The sequence below is a fragment of the Nostoc sp. FACHB-888 genome, assembly GCF_014696655.1.
GTDB lineage: Bacteria > Cyanobacteriota > Cyanobacteriia > Cyanobacteriales > Nostocaceae > Nostoc.
In genome coordinates, this window is sequence record NZ_JACJQM010000001.1 from 256,339 (window position 1) to 272,211 (window position 15,873).

12 protein-coding genes are annotated in these 15,873 nt (G+C 43.0%); 2 read left to right on the forward strand and 10 right to left on the reverse strand.

What is annotated here, in order from left to right; translation table 11 throughout:
* Window positions 1-13 precede the first annotated feature (13 nt).
* Together H6G26_RS01045 and H6G26_RS01050 are read left to right on the forward strand one after the other, a co-directional pair.
* Window positions 14-1,594 (forward strand): CHAT domain-containing protein, encoded by a 1,581-nt coding sequence (locus H6G26_RS01045; RefSeq protein ID WP_190727485.1) that lies wholly within the window; start codon window positions 14-16, stop codon window positions 1,592-1,594.
* A 148-nt stretch (window positions 1,595-1,742) separates the two neighbouring features.
* Window positions 1,743-2,390 (forward strand): hypothetical protein, encoded by a 648-nt coding sequence (locus tag H6G26_RS01050; protein WP_190727486.1) that lies wholly within the window; start codon window positions 1,743-1,745, stop codon window positions 2,388-2,390.
* A 231-nt stretch (window positions 2,391-2,621) separates the two neighbouring features.
* Here the strand turns inward: H6G26_RS01050 and H6G26_RS01055 are convergent, their stop codons facing one another.
* The 10 genes from H6G26_RS01055 to H6G26_RS01100 form a co-directional block, all read right to left on the reverse strand.
* Window positions 2,622-4,004, reverse strand: a complete 1,383-nt coding sequence (locus tag H6G26_RS01055; RefSeq protein WP_190727487.1) for a PrsW family glutamic-type intramembrane protease — start codon at window positions 4,002-4,004, stop codon at window positions 2,622-2,624.
* Window positions 4,005-4,435: 431 nt separating this feature from the next.
* Window positions 4,436-5,038 (reverse strand): DJ-1/PfpI family protein, encoded by a 603-nt coding sequence (locus H6G26_RS01060; RefSeq protein WP_190727488.1) that lies wholly within the window; start codon window positions 5,036-5,038, stop codon window positions 4,436-4,438.
* A 46-nt stretch (window positions 5,039-5,084) separates the two neighbouring features.
* The gene (locus H6G26_RS01065) at window positions 5,085-5,537 is read right to left on the reverse strand and encodes a nitrate reductase associated protein (RefSeq protein ID WP_190727549.1); all 453 of its coding nucleotides are present in this window, start codon (window positions 5,535-5,537) and stop codon (window positions 5,085-5,087) included.
* 213 nt (window positions 5,538-5,750) lie between these two features.
* Window positions 5,751-6,209, reverse strand: a complete 459-nt coding sequence (locus tag H6G26_RS01070) for a phosphate-starvation-inducible PsiE family protein (protein WP_190727489.1) — start codon at window positions 6,207-6,209, stop codon at window positions 5,751-5,753.
* A gap of 282 nt (window positions 6,210-6,491) precedes the next feature.
* Window positions 6,492-8,717 (reverse strand): nitrate reductase, encoded by a 2,226-nt coding sequence (locus H6G26_RS01075; protein WP_190727490.1) that lies wholly within the window; start codon window positions 8,715-8,717, stop codon window positions 6,492-6,494.
* A gap of 225 nt (window positions 8,718-8,942) precedes the next feature.
* Complete coding sequence (locus H6G26_RS01080; protein ID WP_190727491.1) at window positions 8,943-10,445, reverse strand: NarK family nitrate/nitrite MFS transporter; 1,503 nt, start codon at window positions 10,443-10,445, stop codon at window positions 8,943-8,945.
* Between the two features lie 128 nt (window positions 10,446-10,573).
* On the reverse strand, window positions 10,574-11,413 hold the full coding sequence (locus H6G26_RS01085) for a nitrate ABC transporter ATP-binding protein (RefSeq protein WP_190727492.1): 840 nt from the start codon (window positions 11,411-11,413) through the stop codon (window positions 10,574-10,576).
* A gap of 74 nt (window positions 11,414-11,487) precedes the next feature.
* Window positions 11,488-13,476 carry a nitrate ABC transporter ATP-binding protein gene (locus H6G26_RS01090; protein ID WP_190727493.1) on the reverse strand — a complete coding sequence of 663 codons (1,989 nt, stop codon included), beginning with the start codon at window positions 13,474-13,476 and terminating at the stop codon, window positions 11,488-11,490.
* Between the two features lie 99 nt (window positions 13,477-13,575).
* Window positions 13,576-14,409, reverse strand: coding sequence for a nitrate ABC transporter permease (gene ntrB / locus H6G26_RS01095; protein WP_190727494.1), 834 nt, complete (start codon window positions 14,407-14,409; stop codon window positions 13,576-13,578).
* Window positions 14,410-14,513: 104 nt separating this feature from the next.
* A complete protein-coding gene (locus tag H6G26_RS01100; RefSeq protein ID WP_190727550.1) occupies window positions 14,514-15,836 on the reverse strand; it encodes a CmpA/NrtA family ABC transporter substrate-binding protein in 1,323 nt (440 codons plus the stop codon).
* Window positions 15,837-15,873: the final 37 nt, after the last annotated feature.

The window sequence follows — 15,873 nt, forward strand, 5'->3', positions numbered from 1 at the left end:
ATTTAATGAATCCATGCCATCCCTGAATTTGGCGATCGCCCGTCTCCTAAACACTGGCACTGATAATTTCGCTATTTGGGTGGTCAAAGCTCCCTATCCCAGTGGCTACGTTTTACGTGACTCTGTATGGCCTGATGAACTCAATCAAGTCTGGCAAGAATGGCAGCAGATGTTTGCTGGTCACAGTCATTTAGATATTTCCCCAAACTCAACATCTCAAAAGTCCAACCCATTCCCCATAGATTGGATTTCTCCCCCTTCAGGTCAAACCACTGGTCCCTACAGCAGCCGTCTGATGCAATACTTGGGAATGAATTTATGGCGCTGGATATTCGACGGGCAAATTCTCGGTAGTCTAGAACGCAGTCGCGGTATTGCTATGGGTCAGCATACACGTTTGCGCTTCCGACTAGAAATCCGCGACCCGGATCTAATCGCTCTCCCTTGGGAAATTATGCAGCGTGAGCCTGGTCAATCGGCTATGTCTCTCTCCCAAGATTTGCTATTTAGTCGCACCAGCAGTGAAGTTGACCCCTTACCGTATTTGCGAACTGACCAAGCTTTAAGTATCCTGCTGGTTTTAGGTCATGACGACAAGTTAGAACTGGAACAAGAAGCTGCGATGTTACAGCAAACTCTTGCAGATACTTCTGTGGATGGTAATTCCCAAAGATATGCACCTTGTATAGTGAATCAACTCCTACAACCAACTCCACAGGAGTTGATTCAAGAATTAGAAACTAGAGCATACAATGTTTTCTTTTACGCTGGACATGGTTTGCCAGACCCAGACGGGGGGTTACTGTTTTTGCGCTCAGATATGCCCTTGAATGGGATAGAATTGGCTCAAGTATTGACCCGCACCGGCGTGAAATTAGCGGTTTTCAACGCCTGTTGGGGCGCACAACCAGCTTCTATCAATCATCAAGCTATACCTGCCAGCAGTTTAGCAGAAGTGCTGATTCGTCATGGTGTGCCTGCGGTTTTGGGGATGCGCGATGAAATCGCAGACCACGAAAGCCACAGTTTTATTCAAGCCTTTACCGAAGCTTTGCGATCGCACAAACCAATTGATGAAGCCGTAGCACAGGCTAGGCAAGAGTTGTTAACACTGTATAAATTTAATCAACCTGCTTGGACTTTGCCTGTTCTCTACCTGCATCCAGATTTTAATGGCGAACTAATTAAGAATCTGGATGAAGGTATTACTGAGCTACCAGACACAGCCATTCCTGATGTAGGTTCCTCCCTTCCAGCTGCAACTTTGCGATCGCTCGCCCCAAAAGGTAAAACCTGGTTGCTGCGTAATGGAGTCACCCGCATCGGACGCACAAAAGACAATGATATTGTCATCCCCGAACCATCTGTATCTAAACGTCACGCCGAAATCTTCTGCCGTAATACCCTTACTGATGCTACGTTGGTGCGAAGTTATTACTTGCAAGATTTTTCGACCTACGGGACAACCTGGTTTTTAGGCCCTAATGGTTGGCAACAAATCCTCCGAGAGGAAGTCCCCTTGAAATCGGGGATGCAGTTAAAGTTTGGAAGTGCTAGAGGTGAAACCTGGGAGTTTATTATTGAAGACTCGTAGCACAATAGCAGAAAAGGATTTGACCCTTTAGCATCAGCCTTTAAAATCTATTTTTACTGTAGAAAAATTCAACTGTTTTTGCGGAAATCTCTTCTTAGGAATTGTAGCTGTCAATACTACCAAATAAATAATTGTGAGGAAATAAAAAATGGCTAATAAGATTAACGGCTCAGATACTTTCTCTTCTTTGCCATCTCAAGTAGATTTAGAGTTATTAGAAGCCCTACTGGAACCAGACGATGCTACCTATCCGTGGAATCCAGCTGATGAAGAGTCAGAAGCTTATTTTCAGGAATTAGAACAACAGTTCGGAATGCAAGATTTGCTTGACGAAGAACTGACAACGCGATCGCAAGATTTTTACAATAATCTAGATATGCTTTGGTCTGGTATTACTTCTACACCAGAGTACAATCACAATCTACAACAGTCAGTAGTGCTTAATCTTCAAGAAACATTATGTGCTACTTTTGCCGCCTGTGTCCCCCAAGCATTGCTCAAGACCATCGCCATCAAGGCTGCTGAAATTCTAGCTGCCCAGCAATCAATCAGTGAACAACTGGTTGAGTGTGTTCAGACAGTACTACCAAATTGGGGAACCGAGGATCTTTTAGTTTTGGCTCGTCCTTTTGCTTACGCGATGCGAAGTAGCGAATCGCAAAACGCAGCATCTGCGCTTAGTAGTCTTCAAGATACGGAGTGGACAGCTTTATCAGAAGTAGAGAAAGCAAAGGTTAGTTTAGCGATCGCTTCCTATGCTTTCAATGAAATCAACAAGTCTCAGTCTGAAGCATAACTTGAGCTAACTGTCTATCTTTTCTACATAAATTTCAGGGGCAGGCATATTTATCTGCTGATAACGGCTGATAAACTTTGAGCTGCAGTTTTGAGCATCCACTAATTTTCAATTTTTTTGTATAGTGAACTTTAAGTAACATTTAAGCTAACTGTCAGATTAGGCCATCTATCCAAAGATATAAATATTCAAAAGTCAAGGGTTATTTTCTTCGTTTTCCCTTTCCATTTTTTATTTTGGGCCAAGAAATCGGGTAGCAAAATTTTGCGATCGTGTTGGTGACAGCGCCCGGGCCTTGAGAATTGCCGCCATCAAAAAGGCGTAAGATAACACTCCAACAACTACCAACAACAATGCATTGATTGATCCTGTAGCATTCCATAGAGCGTGAAGAGCAGAAGCACTAAGATAACCAATAGAAAGAATTTGCCAACTTCTACTGGGTTTGAGAACAGCCAGCCCGATAAAATAACCCAGGTAGCCACTATAAGCCATGTGTCCAGCTACAGAGCCTAAAATTCGCGGAATCAGCAGTTGTAAACCCGCCAGTTGACCAGCAGCGCCTATACCCACCTGTTGCGTGACATTTTGAGTGATATCTGGCACATACTGTCCGAGAGTTTCCAGTAAAGTGAAGCCTACAGCAGAAGCCGTTCCCAAGAGAATACCATCTAGAGGTTCCAAGACCCCAATCCGTTCCCGCCAAGGTGAAGGTAATCCACTGCCGATAAAATATGCACCGATTATAGGTAATGCCTTGAGTAATTCCTCCATCAGCCCAGCGCCAAAAAACATCCGCACCAGCAACTCTGTGAAGGTAATTGATTCTTGAGGTGAGGACAAGTTTCCAGGTAGAACGGTGCGAAACACAAAGATAAATAGATCCAACACCGGACTTATTAAAATCAGTATCGTACTCAATGCCGCAGCCATTAGCACCCACCAAGGCTTCTGTTTGCCGCAAAGTTGGTAAACAAAATAGTAGGCAGCAAAGGCGATGTAAGTTGCTACGATCACTTGATTATCTTGGGGCCGACCGACTGTAGCAAACATTAGCACCACAAAGATTACGGTCAGTATTCCCGGTACGAGATAAGCTTTACGAGTTAAATCTTTACCAGTGGAAATAATCGGAAAAAGCTGGGTGAAGCTAACAGAATCTGGCTGCTTTAGTTGTGTGTGACCGTGGTAGTTCGTCGCCGAAGGCAGTGGCACAACTTGGTTCACTGTCGTCGCCGGGGTAAGTGAGGTATACTCGTACTCAAAAACGTATTGTGGCCCATCAGCACCTAGAGAAATGCGATCGCCTGGGTGCAATTCTTGACATTCATACAAGCGTTGTCCATTCAAATAAGTGCCATTAGCACTATTCAAATCACAAAGCACCCAGCTGAATTTGCTATCTGGCGATAGAGAGAGGGGACGAACCACTGCATGACGACGAGATACCATTCGGTACATCATGGCATCCAAGACAACTTGGCAGCTGGGGTCGCGTCCAATTACCATCTCTTTACTGGGGGGCAGCGAGTAGCGAGATCCTGATCCAGAAGCTGCCCCATTACCAGACACTAGCCGCAGAAATGCATTATGTCTTGCGTGTTTGCCTGTCATCGATAAGAAGTGCGTTTCTAAACTAATTCTTCACATAATTTGGCAGCAGGACTAACCTTAGCCACATTGCTAAATCCACTATAGCTTCACTTACTGCTAAGAAATTTAAATTCTAAATGCAAAACTTTAAATTCTTTCACTTAATGTAAATAAGTATTCAATTTACTAAGATTTTGTCCCAAATCTGGTTTGTTAGGCGGATAAATCAGATTGTATCAGTAGTGTACTCTTGCGATTCTGGCTACAAATTTAACCTACAGCAATTTATCAAAAAGAGTAGTTTTTACTGCATTTAGTTTTATTCCAAAAATATATAATTTTCAGTGGCCTGTTATGGGCCAGTACTGATAATTGACTAATCTCCTTCGGAGCAAGGAGTAGGGAAAGAAACTGCCCCGAAGATGGAACCAAAAGATTTTTGGGATCTTGCCTCAAACAACTTTAGCTAGTTCTGGGTGTTCAATTTTAGTTCCAAGTACTGTGAGGAATTCTGCCAACCAATGGGGGTGAGCAGGCCAAGCTGGTGCTGTTACCAAATTGCCATCAACTATTGCCTGGTCAACAGGAATATCAATATAAATACCTCCAGCACTCTTGACATCTGGGCTACAAGCAGGGTAACCAGTACATCTTTTGCCTTGCAGGACATCAGCAGCTGCCAATAACTGCAAGCCGTGGCAGATGGCAGCAATCGGTTTATTCGTTTGGGCAAAGTGACGAGTGATTTCTAGCACCTGCTGATTCAGGCGGATATATTCTGGTGCCCGGCCTCCAGGAATGACTAAAGCATCGTAGGTTGCGGCTTCTACTTCTGCAAACGTGGCATTTAAAGTGAAGTTGTGACCGGGTTTTTCGCTGTAAGTCTGATCTCCTTCAAAATCGTGAACTGCTGTCCGCACCTTGTCGCCAGCTTTTTTGTCTGGGCAAACTGCATGGACAGTGTGTCCCACCATTTGCAACGCCTGGAAAGGAACCATCACTTCATAGTCTTCTACATAGTCCCCAACGAGCATCAAAAGTTTCTTGGCAGCCATATTTTTCTTACTCTCACTTATTAGTCCATAGATAACTATTGACTAATTAAAGCAGATCAAATTCTGTGATCGCTCTCTTAAAGTTTTTGCTTTCATGTCCTGGGCGGCTGAGTTTAATCAAGGCAAAACGCTGTAAGGGTGTTAAAGCTGCCCAATGTTGCTCTGTCAGGGTTACACCTAGTTCTTGAGCTTTTTCCTGGAGGCTAGGTGGTACAGTGGCAGAGTCTAGCCATGCGGGATGTGGCTCAATGGGCAATTTTGTAGCAGGTATACCCGTACGTTGTAAAATTAATTGCTGGATATGCTCGCGGTAAGACTGAATTTCCGTTTCTGTAGTGCAAGGTAATTCGACTAAAGCTCGACGCTCGGCTGTAGTCATTTGATTCCAATCAGATAATTTTAGCTTAATGCCACAGGTATCTAATTTGCAACGCACTTGCATAGGGATACAACGCAGGGAATCAACAAAGTCTGCTTCAAATTGAAAGAAATCTGTCACGTTGCTTCGCTCCGAATTCATAGTTCAAAATTCAAAATTAACAATCCCCATAAATAAGTTTGGGGGTTTGTATCCTTTTATTTTTCAATCATAAGAAAGTATTTAAAATTAGCTTATTATGCTGTTGCTCAACAGATTTAAAACTACTGAATGAGTATTGGGAGTAGAGAGTAAAATAATATTTGTTAAATACACAAAAGTGTTTTTAATTTTTTATCTTGCGTCTCTAGAATTACTAAGACGAATTATTAAATAACTAATCGATAGAGCGAGAATAGCAATTCCTAAACCAATTATATCAATACCTCCAACTTTTTCTAAGTCAAGAATAATAATTTTCCTGGCAACAGCAATCAAAGATGTAACAATAACTAATTCAACCTGAAAAACGTGTTTTCGCAAATAGGCTGTAATGTTTTCTAATATTTCTAAAGCGATTAAAATATTTAAAAACAAACCAAAAATTTTATACAATGTTGTGTTAAATTTACCATAAGGCGCTGTAAATAACTCTTTAAAAATAAATACTCCTAAATCTGCGATCGCTACCAAAATCACAATTACCATGAATAGAGATAGAGCTTTAGAAACTAGCACTTCTATGTTTTCAATAAAGTGCATGAAGTTCTCATCTTTGGTAGCTTCTGAAATTCGCCTCAGTAACCTTTTCATGTGATGCACCCAATTTTTAAATAAAATAAAATCCTATAGATAAATCTAGAGGATTAAAATAAGATGATTTTTAATACTATCTAATTTTCATTCTTTACCATAGCTCAACTCGACGCTAGTAAAACTTCTGGTTACTCCAAATTTAGCCTCTTTAGATATGGTAATCGGTATGAGTCAAGAGTAGAGAGCCATAAAAAATGATAATAACTATTAGCTATTGATTATTGACTAAATTACCTATTGGTGACTATTAATTATCTCTTGAGCGGTACACTTAGGAGCTTACCATTGGGAGGACTGGAGTTGATAATCTTTAACTGTAACTTCTACAGAGATTGGTATCAGCTGCACAGCACAGGCTTTTAATTCTGGTTGCAGCGAATCGGGGCAAGATTCTGGATGAGTTAGGGCGTTGGCTTCGGCATTATCTGCCCATAGATAACCCCAATGCATGGGGACAAAAACTGTACCAGGCGCGATCGCTTTTGTCACTTTAGCAGGAAACTTAGCTTTACCCCGACGCGATCGCACTTCTACATACATACTATCTACAATACCTAACCGAGCAGCATCACGGGGATGAATTTCGATAAACGGTTCGGGATGCATTTTACAAATTTTTTCAATTCGTCCGGTGCGTGTCTGCGTATGCCAGTGTCCGTAAAGTCGTCCATTAGTTAGTACAAAAGGATAATCTGGGTCTGGCGGTTCTGCCAATCCCTTTGAGTAATATGCCCCAAATCGAGCGCGTCCATCAGAGGTGTGGAAACGCAAGTTAGTATATAACCGTTTCCCAGAGCGATTGGCAAATACTTCTCCCCCTGCTTCCCCTGCTTCTCTGCTCCCCCTGCTTTCTTCTGGGTGAGGCCATTGAGTCGGGCCTTCTGCTTGTAATTGCGCGTGACTGATACCCGTCATATCGCAGGGACGAGTTTTAGTTAATTTGACAAACTCAGCATAAACTTCGGCGGAGTTAGCAAAGGCAAATTCTTTCTCAAAACCTAATCTCCGTCCAACTTCGGCGAAAATTTCCCAATCGGCTTTAGCTTCTCTTGGCGGTTGGCGAAATGCTTGACACAAAGTTACCACCCGTTCGGAGTTTGTCATTACACCAGTTTTTTCACCCCATTGGGCGGCTGGTAACAGAACGTGAGCGTAAGCAGAGGTTTCTGTAGGATAATATGCGTCTTGGTAAATAGTAAAAGGCGATCGCAATAATGCCTTTTTCGTGCGCTCCAAATCTGGCATACTCACAGCTGGATTAGTAGCTGCAATCCACAGTAACCCTACAGCGCCATTTTCCAAGCCAGTTATCATATCCCAAGCAGTCAAACCGGGATTGGGCGAAATCTGTCCTGGCTTAAGTCCCCAAAACTGCTCAACTTCTGCTCGGTGCTGAGGATTTTTCACCACCCGATAACCCGGTAATAAATGCGCCAAACCTCCGGCTTCCCGTCCTCCCATTGCGTTTGGCTGACCAGTGAGGGAAAAAGGGCCAGCCCCAGGTTTACCAATCTGTCCAGTCATCAGGTGCAGGTTAATGATAGTTCTTACCTTAGCCGTCCCTTCTGACGATTGATTCACACCCATTGACCACAAAGACAGTACGCGCTGTGATTCACCCCAATAGCGAGCTGCTGTTTCTAAATCTTCAATGCTAATTCCACATTGACGAGCCACCACTTCTGGCGGATAATGCCGAATCACCTCAGCGTATGCGGGAAAATTACTGGTGCAGTCGTCCATGAACATCGTATCGATGTAGTCCCAGCGCATCAACAAGTGAGCGATACCGTTCAACAAGTCGATATCTGTACCGGGACGAATCGCTAAATGCAAGTCAGCAGCTTCTGCGGTTGGCGTGCGACGGGGATCAACCACAATCATTTTGACTTTGCGGTTCTTTTTGTGATATTTTGCCAGCCGATTGAAAACGATGGGGTGACATTCGGCTGTATTAGTACCAATTAAAAATGCACAGTCAGTTAATTCCAGGTCTTCGTAACAGCAGGGCGGGCCATCTGCGCCAAAGCTTTGAATGTAGCCAGACACAGCACTCGACATACATAAGCGAGAGTTGGCATCAAAATTATTAGTACCCAGACAGCCTTTCAACAGTTTCTGGGCTATGTAATAATCTTCAGTTTGAAACTGACCGGAACCATACATGCATAAGGCTTCTGGGCCTTGGGTGAAGCGTACTGTTTGAATGCGCTGCGTGATTATATTAAAAGCTTCATCCCAACTAACCCGGCGAAACTCTTGATCTAAGGAGTCTCGCACCATTGGGTAATGTAATCTATTTTTATCTAAAGATTCTGCGATTGTTGCGCCTTTGACGCAAACCATTCCTTGACTAGATGGATGGGCTTTATCGCCACGCACCCGCCAAGTTGGATTTCCTTGGCTATCTCGATTAGTTGCTTTGTTATGTTGGGCTGGAGGTGAAACTTCTAAACCGCAGCCAACACCACAGTAAGGACAAAGAGTTTTGGTAAATTCACTCATGGCGGTTGTACCATTTTGTTATTTTGATTGTGCAACCTCAGATGTAGCGACTGTTTGAAAAGCGCAAGTTAATACAGCTTTGCGTAAAATCGTGGTGAATTGAGGGGTGAAATTTAAACGCAGAGGGGCGCAGAGTATAGCGCGGAGGAACGCAAAGTTTGTTTGAGTCCATTCGCTACGAACTATAAGAATTTATTTTCCCTACTCTCTATTTTCAAGACACGTCTATTCTTCCGCTAAAAAGTTAGGGTTTTTAGTTGCGGTTTCTGGTGGTTCACCTTCGTAAGCAGCGGCAAAGGAGCCTTTTGGTTCTTTGAGGAAGAAGGCACACATGAAAGCACAGATTAAAGCAGCTATACCCATCGTGGTAAATAGTGTTGGAGCGTCGGTTAAGCTAAAAATTGTTAGGTAAACTACGCCGCCAAAATTACCGTAAGCTCCCACATTTCCAGCAATTTGTCCAGTGGCTTCCTTCTTAATCATGGGTACGATGCTGTAGGTTGCACCGCAGCCAGCTTGGGCAAAGTAGGCGGCAAACATTGTAACTGCGATCGCTAGCGGAATCGGCCAGTTACTATTAATAAAATGTGCCATTAGATAACTAACACCAATGCCGACACTGATAATTGTCATTGTCCATTTACGCGAACTAAATTTATCAGAAATTAAGCCACCACTGGGACGAGAAATCAAATTTAAGAAGGGATAGGTAGCAGCAATCATCCCAGCTACAACATGCTCTAAAGCAAAGGTTTTTTCAAAAAATGCCGGGAGCATAGAAACAACTGCCAATTCGCTGCCAAAGTTAGTTATGTAAGTGAATTCTAGTAAAGCTACTTGACCAAATTGAAAGCGTTCCGATGGAGCGTAAGTTTTTTTACCACTTAGAAGTTCTCGGTTTACCTGCCAAGCTTGGTAACTTTGGTAAGCAAACAATCCTGCTAATAGCAACCAAGCCAGATACATTTGGCTTAAAGTTAGAAAGTGAATATTCTTTTGTTCTAAACGCCAAGCTAATAAACCGAGAGCGAAAATTAAACCAAAATTAGAGACAATTAGCGCCCAGAAGCTTTTAATGCTGGTCACTTCTAGAGAACCATTTTTCTTAGGTTTCTTGTAGACTTTACCAGTGGGTGTATCTTGAACGCTGTTGTAATAGATTACGCCGTAAATAGCAGCAATGATCCCTGTAAGTGCGATCGCAAATCGCCAGTTAGAAGCACCACCAGCAAAAAAGCTAGTAGAAACTGCAAGTATCGGCAAAGCAAACTCTGCGCCAAAAGCCCCAAAGTTGCCCCAACCGCCATAAATGCCTTGAGCAATTCCCATCTCCTTCGGCTGGAACCATTCCGCCACCATGCGAATACCGACGACAAATCCAGATCCAACAATTCCCATCAGCAAACGACTGATGACTAATTGATTGAAATCTTGCGCTAGCGCCGTTGCTAAACAAGGAACAACCGCAAACATCAGCAGGATTGAGTAGGTGATTCTGGGGCCAAAACGATCCAGAAGCATCCCAATAATGAGCCGTGCAGGGATTGTAAGGGCGAGGTTACAGATGCCCAAAGTTTTGATTTGCTCAGGCGCTAAACTGAGTTCTTTGCCAATAGTTGTAGCGAAGGGAGCGAAGTTAAACCAACAGACAAAAGTGAGGAAGAAGGCAAACCAAGTTTGATGTAAGATGCGGTAGCGATCGCTGAATGAAAATAAATTTTTAAGCATTCAAATCTTCCTAAATTAAAGAGGACACATAGAAGAGGCAGGGGAGCAGGGAGCAGGGAGCAGAGGAGCAGGGAGCAGGGGAGAATAATAATTCCTGACAAATGACTAATGACTCCGCGAAGCAGTAATTACTCGTCAGCGTGAGCAAATCGCCGGAATAGGAAGTCTAGAGCGTAGTTTCGCAGGTTGTAGTATTCCGGATCTTCCATGATGCGGCGGCGATTGCGGGGGCGGGAGAAGGGAATATTCAGGATTTCACCGATGTGAGCAGATGGGCCGTTAGTCATCATTACAACTCTGTCTGCAAGGAAAAGCGCTTCATCAATGTCATGAGTAATCATCAGTACGGTAACTTGATGTTCACGCCAGATTTGCAGGAGTTCTTCTTGTAATTCTTCTTTTGTGATGGCATCTAATGCCCCAAAGGGTTCATCAAGAATCAAAACTTGCGGACGGATAGAAAGGGCGCGAGCGATCGCAACTCGCTGTTTCATGCCACCAGAAAGCTGATTGGGTTTCTTGTCAGCTGCTTCTGTGAGTCCCACCATTGCCAAATGTTCTCTGACGATCGCCCGTTTTTCTGCCTGGGGTTTTTTAGGAAACACCGAATCAACCGCGAGATAAACGTTATCAAAGACACTCAACCAAGGCAGTAGACAATAATTTTGGAACACCATCATCCGGTCGGGGCCTGGTTCGGTGATGGGTTGGTCTTGCAGCAGGACAATACCATCGGTCGGAGTGTTAAACCCGGCAACCATGTTGAGCAGGGTTGATTTGCCGCAGCCAGAGTGACCGATTATGCAAACAAATTCGCCTTCTTGAACTTTCAGGTCAACTCCATCCAGTACCTTGTAAGGGCCTTCAGAAGTTGGATAAATCTTGCTTACCCCTTCAATCACCAAAAAATCTTCTGCTTTTTTCGTTTGCAGTTTATGAGTTTGGGTATTTCTGTTTACTATTTGCATCGTAAGTTTATCTATGGGTAGTTTGTTATTTGTTCTTTGTCAGTCACAAATGACTAATGACCAATGACCAATGACTAAATAAATACTTCTTCAATACGTATTTGTCGTTTAATTTCCAGACTTTTGAGATACTCTATCGGCTCTGATGGGTTAAAAACTTTCCCATCAAATAAGTGAACAGGGTCATCTTCTCCGATGTCGAGTAAGCCGAGTTCGCGGGCAGCAGCACCAAATATGTCTGTGCGACAAACTCTTTCAATTACCTCTACCCAGTTTTTCGGGAAAGGTGTTAAACCCCAACGTGCTAGCTGAGTGGCCATCCACAAAATTTCAGTGCGGTTGGGATAGTTGGTTTGATTGAGATAAAACTGGTTGTAGGCTTTAAATTCTTGTGGTTCTGTACCATCGCCGCGATCGTAGCGATCAACGAAACCAGGACGAACATATATAGGATCTATATCTAAGTACTCGGGACGGCAGAGTATTTCTAAAATTTCTTCGCGGTTGCGGAAATCGTCACAGTATTTACAAGCTTCTAGCAGTGCTTTAACCAGAGCAAGATAAGTTTCTGGATATTTCTGCGCCCAATCTTCTCGCACTCCCAACACTTTTTTCGGCTGTCCTGACCAAATTTCTAAAGCTGTGGCGGCAACAAAGCCTAAGTCTTGATGAACAGCAAGATAATTCCAGGGTTCTCCAGCACAGTAACCGTCAATATTTCCGGCTTTGAGTTGAGAAACCATTTCCATTGGTGGAATCACCGTTAAGCTGACATCTCTATCAGGATCTATACCGCCAGCCGCCAGCCAATAACGCAGGATTAAGTTCACCATTGAAGTAGAGTGAGCTACACCCAAAGTTAGAATTTGGTCGGGAGCAGCGTTAATTGCTGTTTTTAAGTCAGCCAAATTTCTGACACCTTGGCTATACAATCTTTTGCTTAAGGTGATGGCGTTCGCATTGCGAGAGATATTTAGGGCATTGATTATAGGAATTGGTTTTTTACCACCAGCACCCAAAGTTAGGGCTAAGGGCATTCCCGCCAGCATTTGGGCTGCATCTAATTTGCCACTAACAACCCCTTGAGCTATTTCCTTCCAGCTATTAGCACGAGTGAGGGTGATATTTTCTAAATCGTACTGAGCAAAAAAGCCTTTTTCTTGAGCAACCATTAAAGGTGCAGCGTCAGTCAGAGGCATAAAGCCAATTTCTAAATTGACTTTTTCTAAGCCGTTGCGGGATATGGCTACTGCTGCTGAAGCCTGCTGTGCTTTACGTTTCTTAACCAGCTTTTGTTGGTTGAGAAAGTAAATCATTTCATTCCGCAGACTGTAGTAGCTGGGATGTTTGACGACTTCCAAGCGTTGACGCGGGCGAGGGATTGGCACTTCGAGAATCTGCCCGATGTGAGCTTCTGGCCCATTAGTGAGCATGACAACGCGATCGCTCAATAAAAGCGCCTCATCTACGTCATGTGTCACCATCACACAAGTAACGTTGTGTTCGTTGCAAATTTTCATCAGTTGTTCTTGCAAACTACCCCGTGTTAGGGCATCCAAGGCTCCAAAGGGTTCGTCTAGCAGTAATAACTTGGGACGGGTTGCTAAGGCGCGAGCGATCGCTACCCGTTGTTTCATTCCCCCAGATAACTCGCTAGGACGTTTATTTGCCGCCAAACGCAGCCCCACCATATCGATATGTTCTTCGATAATGCTTCTGCGATCGCCTTTGGACTTACCTTTGTACACTTCATCCACAGCTAGGGCGATATTTTCCCGTACTGTTAACCAAGGCAGCAAAGAGTAGTTTTGAAACACAACCATCCGATCTGGACTGGGTTCTCTAACTTCCCGCCCTTCTAAAGTCACACCTCCAACACTTGCTCTATCTAAACCTGCAATGATGTTGAGCAAAGTAGACTTACCACAACCAGAATGTCCAATTAGAGAAACAAATTCCCCTTCTTGGATTTTCAAATCAATGTTTTTTAGAGCAATATATTTGCCGCCATTCGGAAGTTCAAATACACGGTCAATGTGGTCAACTTCAACAAAAGTAGTCATTTGTTAATTCGTAATTCGTAATGACGCTCGAAGACTCGCTAACGCTACGCTAACGTAATTCGTAATTGGGGAAGTAACTTATTTGCTATTCCCTATTCCCTATTCTGGTACAACTTTGCTAGCTATAAAGCCAACCATTCTATCTAGAATCAATCCGACCAAACCAACATAAATTAGTGCGAGGATAATTTCGCTTAAGTTAGTTTCTGTGGTTGTGTTGTAAGCATCCCAAATAAATGAACCAATCCCCACGCCGCCGACTAACATTTCTGCTGCAACGATTGCTAGCCAAGATAAACCAATGCCAATGCGTAACCCTGTGAATATATAAGGAACAGTGGCAGGAAACACAACTTTTAGGAAATACTTTAGTCCTTTCAAACGTAAAACTCTAGCTACGTTTACATAGTCTTGAGGAATTTGTTGTACGCCTACCGTGGTGTTGATCACAATTGGCCAAATGGATGTAATGAAAATCACGAAAATAGCTGAAGGATTCGCTTGTTGAAATGCTGCCAGGGAAATTGGTAGCCATGCTAGAGGCGGTACTGTCCGCAACACTTGGAATATAGGATCTACAGCATTATAGAGTAACTTATTAGCACCAACAAAAATCCCCAATGCAATGCCAACAATTGCTGCTAGTGAAAAGCCCAAAGCAACTCGTCCCAAACTACTAAGTATCTGCCAGCCCAAGCCTTTATCACTTTCACCATTATCGAAAAATGGATCAATGATAAAAGGATTCCAGGTTTCTGAAAAGGTTTCTATTGGGCCAGGCAAACCAAAGTTAGGCGTTAAACAAACTAGTTGCCAAATCACTAAAAAAATAGTTAATGCTACCAGTGGTGGCACAATTTTTTGCGAAACTAATTTATTGAGATTTTTGCGGTTATTTTTTCTGAAATTGCGACTTCCAAGAATAGCTGTCATTTTCTTTGTTCTCCGGTTGCCTTTACGTAGCTAGGCGTAAAATTAAAGTTTGTAGTAAGTTAGCGCAGTATTATCACAAAGGGAGATTGTGCCTAAATACTTCATTAAACTTTCTTGATTTTTAAACTTTGCAAATATTCTTCTGGTTTCTCAGGGTCAAATTTAACTCCATCGAAGAAAGTCTCAACTCCCCGAGAAGTACTCTTAGGAATCTCAGAATCAGCAACACCAATAGCTTTAGCTGCCTGTTTCCACAAGTTCTCTTTATTCACTTGATTAACTATTTCTTGAACTTTAGTATCTTTTGGTAAATAGCCCCAGCGAATTTCTTCTGTTAAAAACCAAGTATCATGACTTTTGAAAGGATAGGAAGCATTATCTACCCAGAATTTCATTGGATATGAAAAGTTTTGCTCAGTCCGTCCATCGCCGAAGTCAATATTGCCTTTAGACCTTTCTAAAATATCTGCAACAGCAACGTTAAAGTATTTACGACCAGAACATATTTTGCACATTTCCTCTTTATTTTCGGCGCGATCGCACCATTGTTGAGCTTCCAAAACTGCCATCAACAATGCCTGTGCAGCATTAGGATTTTGATCAACCCAATCTTTCCGCATCGCAAAGGCTTTCTCTGGATGATCTTTCCACAACTCGCCTGTAACTAAAGCTGAATAGCCTAATTTTTGGTTGACCAATTGAGCATTCCAAGGCTCTCCTACACAGAAAGAATCGATAGTAGCAACTTTCATATTCGCCACCATTTGTGGTGGTGGTACAGGTGATAAAACCACATCTTGATCTGGATTAATACCGCCAGCCGCTAGCCAATAGCGCATCCATAAATCGTGAGTGCCGCCAGGAAAAGTCATACCAAATTTCAAGGCTTTTTGCTCGGCTTTGGCAAGATTCGCAGCTTCTTTCAGGGCCTTGCTTTCTAATTTTACATTCAGGTCTTTAAATTTATTTGCAACAGAAATAGCCTGACCATTGGTATTTAATCTTGCCAAAAGATACATTGGCACTTTATCGTTAATGGTCATCAAATAAGGCATGGGACTGAGGATGTGTGCGCCATCAATACCACCGCCAGATGAGCCTATTTTTAAGTTATCACGGGTGACAGGCCAAGATTTTTGTTTGATGACCTCAACATCAGTCATACCGTATTTGGCAAAGAAACCCTTTTCTTTAGCAATAATTAGGGGAGCAGCATCAGTTAGAGCGATGAATCCTAATTTGGCTTTGGTTGTTTCTACCTTTGGCGCATTCGCTACTGTAGAGACATTGGCAGCCGGAGCCGCAGAGGGTGTGTCACCACCTGTTGACGCTGTATTGCTACCGGAAGAACAACCATGAGCCAGGATAGAAGCCGCCGCCGCAGTAGTGGTGGTTAAAATAAATTTTCTACGCGAAATATTTTTCATTTGTCCTTTATTATTTGTCATTCATTAAGCACTACCA